The organism is Rhizobium sp. N731, assembly GCF_001664145.1.
In the GTDB taxonomy this organism is placed as follows: Bacteria; Pseudomonadota; Alphaproteobacteria; order Rhizobiales; family Rhizobiaceae; genus Rhizobium; species Rhizobium esperanzae.
The window spans coordinates 384,430-399,766 of record NZ_CP013606.1; the positions used below are offsets into that span (position 1 = coordinate 384,430).

General features: G+C 61.4%; 13 protein-coding genes. 10 read left to right on the forward strand and 3 right to left on the reverse strand.

Annotated elements, in window-relative coordinates; translation table 11 throughout:
* Nucleotides 1-67: 67 nt before the first annotated feature.
* From AMK02_RS29280 to AMK02_RS29300, 5 genes are all read left to right on the forward strand, one after another.
* Complete coding sequence (locus AMK02_RS29280; protein WP_064808638.1) at nt 68-1,264, forward strand: aminotransferase class V-fold PLP-dependent enzyme; 1,197 nt, start codon at nt 68-70, stop codon at nt 1,262-1,264.
* A gap of 34 nt (nt 1,265-1,298) precedes the next feature.
* The gene (locus AMK02_RS29285) at nt 1,299-3,155 is read left to right on the forward strand and encodes an ABC transporter ATP-binding protein (protein WP_064808640.1); all 1,857 of its coding nucleotides are present in this window, start codon (nt 1,299-1,301) and stop codon (nt 3,153-3,155) included.
* A 55-nt stretch (nt 3,156-3,210) separates the two neighbouring features.
* Nucleotides 3,211-4,032: a bifunctional allantoicase/(S)-ureidoglycine aminohydrolase gene (locus tag AMK02_RS29290; protein WP_064808642.1), complete on the forward strand. Its 822-nt coding sequence runs from the start codon at nt 3,211-3,213 to the stop codon at nt 4,030-4,032.
* Between the two features lie 96 nt (nt 4,033-4,128).
* Nucleotides 4,129-4,830 (forward strand): FadR/GntR family transcriptional regulator, encoded by a 702-nt coding sequence (locus tag AMK02_RS29295; protein ID WP_064808644.1) that lies wholly within the window; start codon nt 4,129-4,131, stop codon nt 4,828-4,830.
* Between the two features lie 66 nt (nt 4,831-4,896).
* On the forward strand, nt 4,897-5,604 hold the full coding sequence (locus AMK02_RS29300) for a FadR/GntR family transcriptional regulator (protein WP_064808645.1): 708 nt from the start codon (nt 4,897-4,899) through the stop codon (nt 5,602-5,604).
* 39 nt (nt 5,605-5,643) lie between these two features.
* Here the strand turns inward: AMK02_RS29300 and AMK02_RS29305 are convergent, their stop codons facing one another.
* Nucleotides 5,644-6,378, reverse strand: coding sequence for an SDR family oxidoreductase (locus tag AMK02_RS29305; RefSeq protein ID WP_064808647.1), 735 nt, complete (start codon nt 6,376-6,378; stop codon nt 5,644-5,646).
* A gap of 63 nt (nt 6,379-6,441) precedes the next feature.
* Here AMK02_RS29305 and AMK02_RS29310 point away from each other — a divergent pair, with 63 nt between their 5' ends.
* From AMK02_RS29310 to aspA, 4 genes are all read left to right on the forward strand, one after another.
* The gene (locus AMK02_RS29310; protein WP_123876255.1) at nt 6,442-7,362 is read left to right on the forward strand and encodes an AraC family transcriptional regulator; all 921 of its coding nucleotides are present in this window, start codon (nt 6,442-6,444) and stop codon (nt 7,360-7,362) included.
* A 234-nt stretch (nt 7,363-7,596) separates the two neighbouring features.
* Nucleotides 7,597-9,069, forward strand: coding sequence for an amino acid permease (locus AMK02_RS29315; protein ID WP_064808649.1), 1,473 nt, complete (start codon nt 7,597-7,599; stop codon nt 9,067-9,069).
* Nucleotides 9,070-9,134: 65 nt separating this feature from the next.
* A complete protein-coding gene (locus AMK02_RS29320) occupies nt 9,135-10,238 on the forward strand; it encodes an asparaginase (RefSeq protein ID WP_064808651.1) in 1,104 nt (367 codons plus the stop codon).
* A 100-nt stretch (nt 10,239-10,338) separates the two neighbouring features.
* Nucleotides 10,339-11,766, forward strand: a complete 1,428-nt coding sequence (aspA, locus tag AMK02_RS29325; RefSeq protein WP_064808652.1) for an aspartate ammonia-lyase — start codon at nt 10,339-10,341, stop codon at nt 11,764-11,766.
* A gap of 83 nt (nt 11,767-11,849) precedes the next feature.
* Here the strand turns inward: aspA and AMK02_RS29330 are convergent, their stop codons facing one another.
* Entirely contained in the window at nt 11,850-12,779 is a 930-nt protein-coding gene (locus AMK02_RS29330) for a TauD/TfdA dioxygenase family protein (RefSeq protein ID WP_064808654.1), read from the reverse strand.
* Between the two features lie 299 nt (nt 12,780-13,078).
* On the opposite strand from AMK02_RS29330, the gene AMK02_RS29335 reads away from it, so the two are divergent.
* A complete protein-coding gene (locus AMK02_RS29335; protein WP_064808656.1) occupies nt 13,079-13,486 on the forward strand; it encodes a carboxymuconolactone decarboxylase family protein in 408 nt (135 codons plus the stop codon).
* Nucleotides 13,487-13,564: 78 nt separating this feature from the next.
* On the opposite strand, the gene AMK02_RS29340 is transcribed toward AMK02_RS29335, so the two are convergent.
* Complete coding sequence (locus AMK02_RS29340; protein ID WP_064808658.1) at nt 13,565-15,226, reverse strand: glycoside hydrolase family 32 protein; 1,662 nt, start codon at nt 15,224-15,226, stop codon at nt 13,565-13,567.
* Nucleotides 15,227-15,337 lie beyond the last annotated feature (111 nt).

Genomic DNA, 15,337 nt, shown 5'->3' on the forward strand with positions numbered 1-15,337 from the left:
GGCTGCTCGACACTGCCGGACGACCGCGCCATGTTCTGCCTTTCGCCCCAGACTTCCGGAGATCTTCATGCCCGATGATATCAGACCTTCGCTCGGCCTTCGCCCCGTCATCAATGTCTCCGGCACGATGACCAGCCTCGGCGCATCTATCGTCGTGCCGGAGGCGATCGAGGCGATGGCATCGATCCTGCCGCACTTCGTTGAGATCAACGACCTGCAGCGCAAGGCGAGCAGCGTCATCGCCCGGCTGACCGGTGGCGAGGCGGGCTTCGTCACCGCCTCCTGCTCGGCCGGCATTTCGCTCGCCGTCGCCGGAGCAATCACCGGCGATAACCTGCTTGCGATCGAGAAACTGCCGGATGCCGTGTCCGAGAAGAACGAAGTGCTGGTGCAGATGGGCCATGTCGTGAGCTACGGTGCGCCCGTCGACCAGGCGATCAGACTTGCCGGCGGCAAGGTCGTGCTTGTGGGACAGGCGACTTCGACTCATCGCTTCCATATGGAAAACGCCATCACCGACAAGACCGCGGCTGCCGTCTATGTCGTTTCCCATCATGTCGTCGATTACGGTCTGCTGAACCTCAAGGAATTCGTCGAGATCGCCCATGCCAGGGGCGTGCCCGTCATCGTCGACGCGGCCTCGGAATACGACCTCAGGATTTTCCTGGAGCAGGGGGCCGATATCGCGCTTTACTCCGGCCACAAATTTCTCGGCGGCCCGACCTCGGGCATCGTTGCCGGCAGCAAGGAGCTGGTGCGTCATGCCTTCCTGCAGAATATGGGCATCGGCCGCGGCATGAAGGTCGGCAAGGAGAGTATCTTCGGGGTCATGGCGGCGCTGGAAGCCTGGGAAAGCCGCGACCATGCCGGCATCCGCGAACGCGAGACCGGCTATCTCAATCTCTGGAAGAACACCCTCGACGGCCGTCCCGGCGTCACTGCGCTGATCGAGCCCGACCCGACCAACAATCCTCTCGACCGGCTGCGCCTGATCGTCGATGCGGAGGAGGCCCACATCACCGCCTGGGATCTGGCCGATGCGCTGGCAAGAGGCAATCCGCCGATCATCGTGCGCGACCACGAAGTGGAGCACCGCTATTTCTATCTCGACCCGTGCAACCTGCATCCGGGCCAGGAGGTGATCGTCGCAAACCGTCTTGCTGAGGAGTTCGACAAGGCGCGTGCCTCCAACGAGATCATTGCAACCCCGATCGAAAACCGCAGCAGGCACCGCTTCGACGGATTGCTGCGCTGGCCGGATTGATCCGCCGTTCTCATTCGCCGCAAGAGGAGCCGACATGGCCAACGCCCAAGCCCAGCCGATCGAGACATTGAACCCTGTTCTTTCCGTCGACCGGCTGACCACGTCCTTCCTGGTCGACGGCGCCTGGAAACCGGTCGTGCGCGATGTCTCCTTCACCGTCGCGCCCGGTGAGACCGTGGCGATCGTCGGCGAATCCGGCTCCGGCAAGAGCGTGACGTCGCTGTCGATCATGCGGCTGTTGCAGGCGGAGACGAGCCGCATCGAGGGCCGCGTCATGCTCGGCGGCCGCGATCTGCTCGCCCTGCCGGAGCATGCCATGCGGCAGGTGCGCGGCAACGAGGTGGCGATGATCTTCCAGGAGCCGATGACCTCGCTCAATCCGCTCTTCACCATCGGTGATCAGATCTCCGAAGCGCTGCTCTGCCATTCCGATATCAGCCGGGCCGACGCCAGGGCCGAAACGATCAGGCTCCTGGAGAAGGTCCGCATCGCCTCGGCCGCCTCGCGCTTCGACGAATATCCGCATCGTTTTTCCGGCGGTATGCGCCAGCGCGTGATGATCGCCATGGCGCTCGCCAGCCGGCCGAAACTGCTGATCGCCGACGAGCCGACAACGGCGCTCGACGTGACGATCCAGGGCCAGATCCTCGATCTCATCAAGATGCTGCAGGAAGAGGAGGGGACCTCGGTGCTCTTCATCACCCATGACATGGGCGTCGTCGCCGAGATCGCAGACAGGACGGTGGTGATGTATCGCGGCGAACAGGTCGAGAGCGGGCCCACCGCCGATATCTTCCATCGCGGCAAACATCCATATACCAGGGCGCTGCTCTCGGCCGTGCCGGTACTCGGCTCGATGCAGGGCCGGCGGCGGCCGCTGCGTTTTCCGGTGGTCAATACCGCGACGGGCGAATCGAACATACCGGCCGAGGCTGCCGATACCGTCGCCGCAACGCCGGTCTTGCAGGTGAGGAACCTCACCAAGCGATTCGACATTCATTCCGGCCTGTTCGGCCGGCTGACCAGCCGCGTGCATGCTGTCGAAAACGTCTCCTTCGATCTGCATGCCGGAGAAACCCTGTCGCTCGTCGGTGAATCCGGCTGCGGCAAGTCGACGACCGGGCGCGCCATCATGCGTCTCATCGAGCCGCAGGCCGGCTCCGTTCTCGTCGAGCGCAGGGAGGTGCTCGGCCTCGACAGGAAGGATCTGCGCGAGATGCGCAAATCCGTGCAGATGATCTTCCAGGATCCCTTCGCAAGCCTCAATCCGCGCATGACGATTGGCGCTGCGATCGCCGAGCCCTATCTCGAGCACCGTATGGGCAATGCGAAACAGGCGAGGGATGTCGTGGCGGACTTGCTTGTCAAGGTCGGCCTCTCCCCCGACATGGCTTCGCGTTACCCGCATGAATTTTCCGGCGGCCAGCGCCAGCGCATCTGCATCGCCCGGGCGCTCGCCCTGCAACCGAAGGTCATCGTTGCCGACGAAAGCGTTTCGGCGCTCGACGTCTCGATCAAGGCGCAGGTCATCAACCTGATGCTCGACCTGCAGCAGAGCCTCAACCTCGCCTTCCTGTTCATCTCCCATGACATGGCGGTGGTCGAGCGTGTCAGCCACCGCGTGGCGGTGATGTATCTCGGCGAGATCGTCGAGATCGGCCCGCGCGCCGCCATCTTCGAAAATCCGCAGCACCCTTATACGAAGAAACTCATCGCCGCCGTGCCGGTGCCCGATCCCGACCGCCGCCACGAAAAGCGCATGGTGGCGAACGACGAGATCAAGAGCCCGATGCGCCCGATCGACTATGCCCCTCCGAAAGCCTCCTATCGCGAGGTCGGGCCGGGCCATCTGGTTATGGCCGATCGCTCCTCCGGGCTGGGAGTTGCCTAACGGATCAGCGGCGCATAAAGCAGATGCAGAGACAAATGCTTGGAAAGCCGCACCGATGAACAAGACAGAGTATTTTTCCACGCTCGGCGGTCTGCCGCCGCAGAGTCAGCTGCTTTCGGGCCGGGCCGTTTTCACCACGGCTTACGCGGTCATCCCCCGCGGTGTCATGAGCGATATTGTCACGAGCCTCCTTCCGCATTGGACGGGAACGCGGGCATGGGTTCTCTCCCGGCCGCTTTCGGGCTTCTCCGAGACCTTCTCGCAATATGTCATGGAAGTTCAGCCGGGCGGCGGAAGCGATCGGCCGGAACCCGACAAGCGGGCCGAAGCGGTGCTGTTTGTCGTTGAAGGCGGCATGACGGTCGAGCTCGAAGGCGTCAGTCATGCGCTGCGCGCCGGCTCCTTTGTTTACATTCCGGCGGGTTCGGCCTGGCGCCTCAGAAACGATGGTTCGGCTCCTGCCATCTTCCACTGGGTCCGAAAGGCGTTTCAGGAAGTCGAGGGACTGGAGCCGCCGCCGGCGATTGTCACGCATGAGGACGACCATCCGATCCGCGCCATGCCCGACACCGACGGGCGCTGGGGCACGACACGCTTCATTGACCCGGCCGATGTGCGCTATGACATGCACGTCAATATCGTGACGCTGGAGCCGGGTGCGGTGATCCCCTTCATGGAAACCCATGTCATGGAGCATGGTCTCTATGTGCTGGAGGGCAAGGCGGTCTATCGCCTGAACCAGGATTGGGTCGAGGTCGAGGCCGGCGACTTCATGTGGCTGCGCGCCTTCTGCCCGCAGGCCTGCTACGCCGGCGGTCCCGGCCGGTTCCGCTACCTGCTCTACAAGGACGTCAACCGCCATATGAAGCTCTGGTAGTCGCTTTCCGCGACGCGTGCCGCACGCGGGCGGCCCGCTCCCGATCAGCCTGTTCGGTTGCTTGACAGCTCTCGGGATTGCCCGCATCGTCCTTCGATGCGGGATATGGATTCATGGCTCTCGGAGAAGAAAGAGATAGGCCGAAGAAACGCTGCCGAAGCGGTCTTCGAAGATATCCGCACGGCCATCGTCGATCGGAAACTGGCGCTCGGGATCCGTCTGCCCTCGGAGGTGCAGCTCGCCGAACGTTACGGCATCAGCCGGGCGATCGTGCGTGAAGCGTTGCGTTCGCTGCAGACGCTGGGGTTCACGCAGACCAGGACCGGCCGCGGCACCTTCGTCGTTTCGGAAAGCCCCGCACGACAACTCGGCGGCGGCGCCTATTCCGCCCGCGATCTGATGGAAGCGCGCCCTTGCATCGAAATTCCGGCTGCCGGTTGGGCGGCATTGCGGCGCTCGGACGAGCAGCTGACCCGGCTGACATCCTTGTGCGACCGGATGGACGAGGAGGAAGATGTCCAGAAATGGGTGCGGATGGATGCAGTCTTTCATGGAGAAATCGCGGAGGCTTCAGGCAATGCGATCTTCCGGAAAGTCGTCGCTGATGTTCGCGGCGCGCTCTCGACGCAATCCGAACTGGTCGAGCATGTTCGCGGCCGGCGCAAAGCGTCCAACGCGGAGCATCGCCGAATCCTGGAGGCGGTTGCCGCGGGCAGCGAGCAGCATGCGCGCGCAGCCATGGCGGAGCACCTGCTGGAGGTCAAGCGCTCCATCATCGGGATTGCCGATGACAGATGAGCGGCCGAGAAGGCATGATTTCAAATTTGCGCCAGGATATCGCGCGCGACCGATCGAATACACGCGATGAACGATCTAGAAAACTGGCTGTCCGATCCCGCGACCCTCAGTCGCAAAAGCGCCTCGGAACTTGTGTTCGAGGAATTGCGCAGCCTCATCCTTTCCGGCCGTTTTGCAGCCGGTTCGAAGCTGCCGTCAGAATCAAAGCTGGCGGCAAAATACGGCGTCAGCCGCCCGATTGTCCGAGAAGCGCTGCGCTCGCTGCAGATTTTAGGGCTGACGGAGACACGAACGGGCAGCGGCACATATGTGCTCGCGGCTGCCGGCGACGGAAATATTAGTTACGGCGATTATTCGGCGCGTGATCTGATGGAGGCGCGGCCTTACGTCGAAGTATCGGCCGCCGGCTGGGCGGCGATGCGTCGAAGCGGTGACGAACTATCCCGGTTGCTCGGACTTTGCGACCAGATGGAGCAGGAAGAAAATACCGAGGCCTGGGTGCGGCTGGATTCGGAGTTTCATGGGCTGATCGCGGCGGCGTCGAAGAACGCCGTCTTCCGCGATATCGTCGACGAGGTTCGCGAGGCCATGGCGCAGCAATCCGGGCTGCTGACGGTCCTCGGGCCGCGGCGTCAGGAGTCGAACGATGAGCATCGCGCAATCGTCGAAGCCATCCGCGCAGGCTCGGAGGTCGACGCCCGGGCCGCGATGGAAATCCACCTTAAAAAGGTGGAGACGGCCGTCAGCCGTCTCATCGGCAGCGAACCGCGCTAGATCCTGTCTGTCGAGAGATCACGGCTTGAATCCCAACTGTTAGTCCTGAGCGGTTGGCCGAACCACGATGCTTCCGATTTCGACGTCATCAGGCTGGTCGATGGCGAAGGCGATTGCGCGCGCAATGGAATCGGCAGGAATTGCAATTCTGTCCGACCATGCTCTAAGGCGCGCCTGTTCGGCCTCGTCCCCCACCGTTTTCAGGAATTCCGTCTGGATCGCACCCGGTGAGATCTCCGTCACCCGGATATTTGGTCCAGACTCCTGTCGTAACGCTTCCATGATCGTGCGTACCGCATTCTTGCTGGCAGCATAGACGCCCATCTTGGGCAGGACCCGGAGCCCTGCGGTCGAAACGACAGTGATGACATGGCCGCTCTGCTGCTTGCCGAACACCGGCAGCGCCGCGGCGATCCCATAAAGGACCCCCTTCACGTTGATATCGATCGTCTCTTCCCATTCATTTACCTGCAGGGCATCGAAACGCGATAACGGGCCAATGCCGGCGTTGTTCACGATGACGTCGAGCCGGCCGAATTCACTGCAAGCCAGGTCAACGAGCGCGGTGAGGTCCTCTCGCTTGGTGACATCCGTGCTGCGATATGCGCTATCGCCGCCAATGGCCTTGATATCCGCGGCCACCGACGCGATCCGATCTTCCCTTCGTCCACCCAACACGACACGAGCGCCCCGTTCGGCCAAGTGGAGGGCGGTGGCGCATCCCATTCCGCTGCCCGCGCCGGTTATGACGACAACTTTGTTTTCGATAGTCATGGCTGGTCTCCTTTTGAATTGGATGTAGTCAATCTGGCTTGGATGATCTATGCTCGATAGGCCATGAGTATGTCGCGATCGTCCATGAATCGCTCAGATCCGCTTTCTGATGTGCTCACCGCTCTCGGTGCACGCAGCGGGGGAAGAACCCGTCTGGAAGCCAGCGGCGACTGGAGCCTGTCTTTCCCGGAGAAGGAAAGATTGAAGCTCGTGGCCGTCCTGCGGGGGAAATGTTGGATTCTCTTGCCTGACCACCCTCCGCAGCATTTGACCGAAGGCGACGTGTTCCTGATCGGCAGCGCAGCCCATGTCGTGGCGAGCGACCCGGAGTTGACGCCGATCGACGGCGCAGCCTTGTACTCGGAATCCGGCCGTGACGTCGTCCGTCTTGGCGGTGATGAGACGGTTCTGATGGGCGGTAGCATCACGTTCGCAAGTGCCGAGGCCAACTTTGTTCTCGACGCGCTTCCGCGTTTCTTGCTTATCGGAGGCGCGTCTGGCGCGGCGACGGCAGTTTCCCGGACATTGGAGCTTCTCGATGGCGAGGTCGGACGGAACCGCATCGGCGGTTCACTGGTCACGACAAGGCTGGCGGAGGTTCTGTTCGTCGAGGCAATCCGTGCCTATGTCGCCGAGCAGGGCGACGCCTGCGTTGGCTGGATCGGTGCGCTGGCGGATCGTCAGATTGGAGAAGCGTTGCGTGTCATCCACGGTGAAACAAAGCGCCCGTGGACTGTCGCAACCTTGGCGGCGAGGGTTGGCATGTCTCGATCGGCGTTCTCGGCCCGTTTCGCGCGCCGCGTGGGCAGACCGCCGCTAGAGTATCTCACCTATTGGAGAATGCTTTTGGCGAGGCAATGGCTGAGCGAGCCCGAGGCTGACATCGCACGCATTGCAAGTGAAGTCGGGTATCTCTCTCAGAGCGCTTTCGGACACGCCTTCAAACGGACCTTTGGTCACACTCCCCGGTCACAAGGTCGCTGACCAACGGGTTCTTTCATACCGCGAGATCGGGGTACCGGATCAACCCCGGCATCTCCCAGCTGCCTTTGGATCAACCGGCGTCCCTATATGCACAACATCGAACGAAAGCCCTTGACCGACCGGCGTCTCTTCATTTAATCCAAACCTGTCAGACCGCATAGCAGATTGACATCTTTGACGCGACTGCGCGGAGGGGTGGCCGGGAGGTTGCCAAACCCAGGATAGGGAGGAGAAATGACAGTCATGGAATCCACCAGAACCGAGGCCGACGGCCAGGTCTTCGCCGAGGAGGAACTCGGTTACAAAAAGGCGCTGAAGCCGCGGCAGATCCAAATGATCGCCATCGGCGGAGCCATCGGAACGGGTCTGTTTCTGGGCGCGGGCGGTCGGCTTGCCGCGGCCGGTCCGGCGCTCGTGCTCGTCTATGCTTTGTGCGGCTTTTTCGCCTTCCTCGTTCTGAGAGCTCTCGGCGAACTGATCGTGCATCGCCCGACTTCGGGCTCGTTCGTCTCCTATGCCCGTGAATTTTACGGCGAAAAGCTCGCCTTTGCCGTCGGCTGGCTGTACTGGCTGACCTGGGCGATGACGGCGGTCGCCGATGTCACCGCGGTGGCTCTCTATATGAATTTCTTCAAGGCCTATGTCCCATGGATCGCCATGATCGATCAGTGGGTATTTGCGCTGACGGCGCTGGTTCTCGTTCTCGCCATGAACCTTCTGTCGGTGAAGGTCTTCGGCGAGCTGGAATTCTGGTTCAGCCTCGTCAAGGTCCTCGCTCTCGTCGTCTTTCTGATCGTCGGAGTTTACTTCGTCGTCTCCGGCACGCCGATCGACGGCCACGTTCCGGGGCTGAATACGATCACCGACTTCGGCGGCATGTTTCCGAGCGGGATCCTGCCGGCGCTGGTGGTGATACAAGGCGTGGTTTTCGCCTATGCCTCGATCGAACTGATCGGCACCGCCGCAGGCGAAACCGAAAATGCGCGCAAGGTCATGCCCCGCGCGATCCGGACGGTCGTGCTGCGCCTGGTGGTCTTCTATGTCGGCTCCGTTCTGCTGCTGTCGCTGCTGCTGCCCTATACCGCCTATAAGGGCGGTGAGAGCCCCTTCGTTACCTTCTTCGGCAAGATCGGAGTCCAGGGCGCCGACGTCGTCATGAACCTCGTCGTGCTGACCGCGGTGCTGTCGTCGCTCAATGCGGGTCTCTATTCGACCGGCCGCATCCTGCATTCCATGGCGATTTCGGGATCGGCGCCGGCCGCGCTGGCGAAGATGAACAGCTCTGGCGTGCCCTATGGCGGCATTGCGGTGACGGCTGTCGTGACAGCTTTCGGCGTCGTGCTGAACGCCGTCGTTCCGGCAGAAGCTTTCGAGATCGGCTTGAATGTCGCCGCGCTCGGCATCATCGCTGCATGGGGCGTCATTGTCCTCTGCCAGCTCAAGCTGTGGCACCTGTCACGTCAGGGCAAGCTGGCGCGGCCTGAATTCCGGATGTTCGGCGCGCCTTACACCGGCGTGCTGACGCTGGGCTTCCTGGCGGTCGTCGTGATCCTGATGGCCCTCGATTATCCTGTCGGCACCTATACGGTCGCTTCTCTGCTGCTGATCATTCCGGCGCTGGTGGTCGGCTGGCTTCTGATGCGGGAGCGCATCCACATGATCGCGGCCGAACAGGGCGACGACCGCGGCGGTCTCGATCTGGCCTGACCGACGCAGCAGGGCTTACCCCGGCGCGCCGAAGGCGCCGGGGCACCGCATCAATGGAGAGAGAAATGATCCCGAATGAGGATTTCGTCGTCACCGATCGTGGCGGCATCGTCGAGAACCGTCACCTCGTCCATGCGGCGGTCGTCGATGGAAGGGGCAGGCTGCTTTACGCGCTGGGAAACCCGACGCGCCTGACGCTTGCCCGGTCTGCCGCGAAGCCGGCTCAGGCGCTTGCCATCCTCGAGACGAATGGGTTCGAGCGCTACGGCTTCGATGATGCGGATCTCGCGCTGATGTGCGCTTCCCACAGCAGCGAAGAGCGCCATATCGCGCGGACGCGGACCATGCTGTCGAAGATCCAGGCCGAGGAGGCCGACCTTCGTTGCGGCGGCCATCCGTCCTTGTCGGAAAGCGTGAATCGCACCTGGATCAAGCAGGACTATACGCCGACGGCGGTCTGCAGCAACTGTTCGGGAAAACACGTCGGAATGATTGCCGGTGCCCGGGCCATCGGAGCGGGCGCCGACGACTATCACCTGCCGGGTCATCCAATGCAGCTGGTCGTGAAGCGGACGGTCGCAGAGATCTGCGATCTGGACCCGCAGGACGTCGAATGGGGGATCGACGGATGCAATCTGCCGACGCCCGCTTTTCCGTTGGATCGCCTGGCGCGCCTCTACGCCAAGCTTGCTTCGGCAGCCGACGGAGGCGAGGGGCGCGAGGATTTGTCGACGCGAGACGCAGCGTTGGCTCGCATTTTCCAAGCGATGGCGCGCCATCCTGAACTGGTCGCGGGCGAGGGGCGTTACTGCACGGTTTTGATGCGCGTATTCGACGGCGCGATGATCGGCAAGCTCGGCGCCGACGCCAGCTACGCAATCGGTGTGCGCGCCTCGGATGATACCAGGCGATTGGGGGCGGATGGAGCGCTCGGCATCTCGGTCAAGATCGAGGATGGCAACATCGAAATCCTCTACGCCGTCGTGACGGAAATCCTCGAGCAGCTTGGCATCGCTTCGCCGGAACGCCGCAATCCGCTTGCGGAGTTTCATTATCCCAGGCGCGTGAACACGATGGGTGTCACGACGGGCGGCGTATCCTTTCCGTTCAAGCTGCGCGGATCGAAGCCGGACGGAGAGAATTCCAGTCCTGCGGCTTTGACCCGATGACACATTCGGATGCGGCAATTTCCGCCGCGTCTTAACCCATGATCTCTACGGCCTGCCGCCGCAGTTCAGGCCCGCAGCGCCGTCTCTCGAAAGTTCAGCAATGACTATCTCCGATATTGCGAAAATCCGCGTCGAGCATGACCTGATCGGCGACCGCGACGTGCCGGCCTCGGCCTATTACGGCGTGCATACGCTGCGCGCGGTCGAAAATTTTCCCATCACCGGTCAGACCCTGCGTGAATCGGCGGACCTGATCGCGTCGCTCGCTGCGATCAAGCAGGCGGCGGCTCAGGCCAATGCAAGCCTCGGCCTTCTCGATCGCACACGCGCCGACGCCATCATCGCGGCCTGTGTCGAGATCCGCGACGGTGCGCTGCACGACCACTTCGTCGTCGATCTGATCCAGGGCGGCGCCGGCACCTCGACCAACATGAACGCCAATGAGGTGATTGCGAACCGGGCGCTCGAAATCATGGGATATAACCGGGGCGATTACCGGCACCTGCATCCGAACGAGCACGTCAATCTCTCGCAGTCCACCAATGACGTCTATCCGACGGCGCTGAAGCTTGCCGCCTGGATCGGCGTTCACCGACTGGTCGACGCCATGGCCGTCCTGCGCCGGGCGTTCGAGGCCAAGGCGATCGAGTTTGCCGACGTCCTCAAGATGGGCCGCACCCAATTGCAGGACGCCGTGCCGATGACGCTCGGGCAGGAATTCGGAACCTATGCGCTGATGCTTGCGGAAGACGAGGCGCGACTCTCCGAAGCCGTCTCGCTGATCCGTGAGATCAACCTCGGCGCCACGGCTATCGGCACCGGCATCACCGCCCATCCCCACTATGCCGCACTGGTGCGCGAGCGCCTGTCTGAGATCGTCGGCGTCGATCTGGTGACGTCGCCCGATCTGGTGGAGGCGACGCAGGATTGCGGATCCTTCGTGCAGCTTTCGGGCGTGCTCAAGCGTGTAGCGGTCAAGCTGTCCAAAACCTGCAACGACCTGCGGCTTTTGTCTTCGGGGCCGCGCGCCGGACTGAACGAGATCAACCTGCCGGCGCGGCAGGCCGGTTCCTCGATCATGCCGGGCAAGGTCAACCCGGTCATCCCCGAAGTCGTCAATCAGGTCGCTTTCGAGGTGATCGGCAACGACGTGACGATCACCATGGCCGCCGAGGCCGGCCAGCTTCAGTTGAATGCTTTCGAGCCCGTGATTTTCTACAGTCTCTACCGCAGCCTCAGCCACCTCACCAATGCATGCCTGACGCTCGAAGCCAATTGTATCCAGGGCATTACTGCGAACCGTGATCGGCTGCGCCAGACGGTCGAGCAGTCGATCGGCATCGTGACGGCGCTGAACCCCTATATCGGCTATCGCAATGCCACGGAAGTTGCGCTGGAAGCGCATCATTCGGGGCGGGGGGTCTACGAAATCCTTCTCGAGCGCGGCCTGATGCAGAAGGAGCATCTCGATGCGGTCCTGCGCCCGGAAACGCTGACCCGGCCGAGCGAGAAGCTTTCCTTCTCGTAAGGCATGCGGCTCGGTTTGCCCTTGCGAAGGCCGGCCCATGAAGCTCTTGTCGCTTCATGGGCGGGCAACACTGATGTGCGCGATTACGCCGCCTTTGCTTGCGGCTTGGCGGCCTTGACATGGGTTATGCTGCGGCGGCCGTCGATGCTGACGGGGACATCGCCGTCCACCGTGGCGCGGCGCACGACGCGGTGCTGGTCGCCATAATCGTTGACGGCATAGTGCTGGGTGGCGCGATTGTCCCAGATCGCCACATCCCCCGCTCTCCAGCGCCAGCGCACGGTATTTTCCGGGGCGGTGACGTAATACTGGAACACCTCGTAGAGTTTTACGGAGTCGCTCTTCGACAGGCCGACCAGGCGCTGAACGAAGTTGCCGAGCAGCAGCGATCTTTCGCCGGTTTCCGGATGGACACGCACGACCGGGTGCTCGGTCTCGTAAATGGTCGAGGTGAAGACCTCCTCGAAATGCTTCTTCTCTTCGGCGGTGGCGCGAGGGCGCACGGCAGCGTAGTCATAGGCGTTGCTGTGAATGGCCCACAGATTGTCCGCCAGCAATTTGAGTGGCGCCGGCAGGCTTTCATATGCGGCATGGGTGTTGGACCAGATCGTGTCGCCGCCGGCCGCCGGGATGACGACGCCGCGAAGGATGGAGAATTTCGGATAGGCGTCGACGAAGGTGACGTCGGTGTGCCACTGGTCCGCTCTGCCGCCGCCGCGGCTGGAATCGAGATTGAGGATGGAAGCCGTGCCGGCGACCGGTCCCTGGGTTGGATGCGGCACAAGATCCCCGAGTCTGTGTGCGAAGACTTCCTGTTCGGAATCGTCAAGATGTCCCTGATCGCGGAAGAAGATGACCTTGTGTTTCAGCAGAAGCTGGTTGATGGCTGCCACCGTTGCATCCGAAAGATCTCCGCCAAGGCGGATACCCTTGATTTCGGCTCCGACACGGCCGGTTAGCGGGACGACATCGGACTCGGAAATGATCTGATTGACGAGAACCGGATTGCTCATGGAAATCTCCTGTTGATATTGGAAGAAGTCGGCAGGTCATATGCGCCCAAGGACGCATCCTTTGGGCGTTCGAAATCTCAGTGCTGAAGTCGACAGGGCTATGGAACCGTATAATCTATTAAATCTGTAGACAATAATTTCTAATTTTGCCTGTTTTCCTGAAACAGCCATCTTCGATATCTTCACCGGCAGGGAGGCTGGCAGCCGTTGTCATTTCTTCGTATGTTCCGCCGGCAGCGTGGGATCGCCGAGCAAATCATGCTCGAGGCCCTGGATCGGCGCCCGGAAAGGAACTTTCGATGGCAACAGTTAAACTCCTGTCGGATGAAGAGGCCGCGGCCATTCCGGCGGTGCAAGCCGTGTTCGATGACATCAGGGCGACGCGGAAGACCGATTTCATCAACAATTTCTGGCGTGCGCTTGCCAACGATCCCGCCAATCTCAAGCGGGTATGGGAGACGCTCAAATCGGTCATGACGGTCGAAGGCGCCATCGATCCGTTGACGCGGGAGATGATCTACATCGCCGTGTCGACGGCCAATGCCTGCCAGTACTGCATTCAATCCCACACCGCAGCCGCCCGAGCCCGCGGCATGACCGATGCCCAACATGGCGAACTCCTGACGATCATCGGGCTTGCCGCGCAGACAAATCATCTCGCTCTCGCCATGCAGGTTCCCACAGATCCGGAATTCGAGGTGGGGTAGGAAACGACGCGCGTAACTTCGCGGCTACGGCATCGACACACAGAATCTGCCTCTTAGAGCGCCTTCAGCACGATACGATTACTCCCGGCTGAAAACGCTCACATGTGCCTTTGACAGGATAACAAGATCATCCGGTCTGACGTTGAGATAGTTGCGCCGCGTGCCGCAGACGGCTCCTCCGTCAGCAAAAATCTCTAAGATGCCCTTGTCGTGGATGACTCTCAGATCCGTCGCATCGGTAATGGCCGCGGCGTAACGGATCGATCCGTCGTCTTGTGGCAGCTGCACGGAGATACTTTGATCTGCCACCACGATGGAAAATGACAATCGTCCAGCTTCGGTCGCAGTGATCCTTGTTCCGTCGAGCATCCCGTTCAGTCGGATATCGACGGGTGCTTCGTCCAGAACATATGTGCCGGGCTCTGCAGAAGACAGAGGCGCATGAGTGAGGGCCTGCTCCACTTCGTCAGCGGGTCTCATACATATCCTGTTGCGCGCATCCAGCGATAGCTGGCGGGGTAAGGACAACTCGCCGGAATACGGCGATCCGGCAGGCTTGCGGAACTCCCAATTGAAGAGCCACGCAAAGGCAATCTGCCTGCCACCCGTCGCGAAGCTCTGCATCGCATAAAAGTCGCTGCCGAAATCGAGGAGTTGCAGGGCATCGGAGTCCGGAATGAAGCGGTCATCGACGAAATCTCCGACGAGCCCGTAGAGCAGGTTGTGTCGCCCGCTCTCAGGATCACAGTGTCCGACAAGCCCCATGATCAGCACCCATTTGCCGTCGATGGGAAAAAAATCGGGGCATTCAACTGCTCTGGCGCCCTGCTCGCGGAAGAAGGGTGGTGCACGGTACAGCGGTCCCAGATATTTCCACTCAAGCAGATCCTCCGAACCGTAAAGCAAGACTGCCGGGTCGCCATGAATAGAAGCGCCGAGCACCATGCGATAGGCGCGGGAGGCTTCATCCCACCATACCTTTGGATCGCGGAAGTCGTGCTCAACGCCTTCGGGGCGCTGCTCGAGCACCGCCGAGATGCTTTCCGCCTTGATTATCCGCCGGTCCGGCCGGGCGATCTTCTGTATTTCTCGATAACCTTTGAAAAGGTCATAGGCCGGCAGGCGTTCGGTGTAGAAGAACATCAGGCTGCCATCCCTATCCTGAAATGCATTGCCGGAGAATGCGCCTCCGGTTGCACCGAGACGCCAGAGGTTCTGCTCCGGATGGAGAAAAACCGGCATGTGTGTCCAGTTGAACAGGTCAGGACTGGTAGCATGTCCCCAGTGCATTGGCCCCCAGTCGTCGCCGCACGGATGGAATTGATAAAACAGGTGCCAGCAATCGCCGATCCTGCAGAGACCCACGGGATCGTTCATCCAGTTGCGACAAGGAGAAAAATGAATTCGAGGCCGCTGAGGATCGCTTCGCAGCCATGTGTCAATTTCCTTTCCTGCGCGAATGAGAATTTCATCCGTGCTGAATTCCCATAGCTTTATGCCGGCCTCCGCAACAGTCGCCGGATCGTAGGCGTAAGCCCAAAGGAATGCTTCCGGGCGATCCCATTCAACGACGACGCTGCCGGCCTCGCGGTGGTGATAGGAATAGTATGATGGACGAGCTTCGAAAGCGGGCACATGCCAGAGGGTCTCACCATGTTGTGAAATGGTGACGGTCCCAGGGCCAACTGCCCAGAATTCCAGACGCTCGCCCGAAGCAAAAGAGACAGTCGCTTTAGCCATTTGGAGATGCAATCTGAGTGAAGAACGGCCGGTGCGAAGACTGGCCCAAGTTGTTCTCGGGAAGAGGACTTGTGGTCCCACGACCGGCGGGAGAGGCCTGGCGGCTGCGGT

Excerpts from the sequence above, each read along its gene's own strand:
- AMK02_RS29340 (WP_064808658.1), bottom strand. The coding sequence starts at position 15,226 with ATGGCTAAAGCGACTGTCTCTTTTGCTTCGGGCGAGCGTCTGGAATTC.
- AMK02_RS29295 (WP_064808644.1), top strand. The coding sequence starts at position 4,129 with ATGCGGGATATGGATTCATGGCTCTCGGAGAAGAAAGAGATAGGCCGA.
- AMK02_RS29320 (WP_064808651.1), top strand. The coding sequence starts at position 9,135 with ATGATCCCGAATGAGGATTTCGTCGTCACCGATCGTGGCGGCATCGTC.
- AMK02_RS29280 (WP_064808638.1), top strand. The coding sequence starts at position 68 with ATGCCCGATGATATCAGACCTTCGCTCGGCCTTCGCCCCGTCATCAAT.
- AMK02_RS29310 (WP_123876255.1), top strand. The coding sequence starts at position 6,442 with ATGAGTATGTCGCGATCGTCCATGAATCGCTCAGATCCGCTTTCTGAT.
- AMK02_RS29315 (WP_064808649.1), top strand. The coding sequence starts at position 7,597 with ATGACAGTCATGGAATCCACCAGAACCGAGGCCGACGGCCAGGTCTTC.
- AMK02_RS29330 (WP_064808654.1), bottom strand. The coding sequence starts at position 12,779 with ATGAGCAATCCGGTTCTCGTCAATCAGATCATTTCCGAGTCCGATGTC.
- AMK02_RS29335 (WP_064808656.1), top strand. The coding sequence starts at position 13,079 with ATGGCAACAGTTAAACTCCTGTCGGATGAAGAGGCCGCGGCCATTCCG.
- AMK02_RS29300 (WP_064808645.1), top strand. The coding sequence starts at position 4,897 with ATGAACGATCTAGAAAACTGGCTGTCCGATCCCGCGACCCTCAGTCGC.
- AMK02_RS29285 (WP_064808640.1), top strand. The coding sequence starts at position 1,299 with ATGGCCAACGCCCAAGCCCAGCCGATCGAGACATTGAACCCTGTTCTT.
- aspA (WP_064808652.1), top strand. The coding sequence starts at position 10,339 with ATGACTATCTCCGATATTGCGAAAATCCGCGTCGAGCATGACCTGATC.
- AMK02_RS29290 (WP_064808642.1), top strand. The coding sequence starts at position 3,211 with ATGAACAAGACAGAGTATTTTTCCACGCTCGGCGGTCTGCCGCCGCAG.
- AMK02_RS29305 (WP_064808647.1), bottom strand. The coding sequence starts at position 6,378 with ATGACTATCGAAAACAAAGTTGTCGTCATAACCGGCGCGGGCAGCGGA.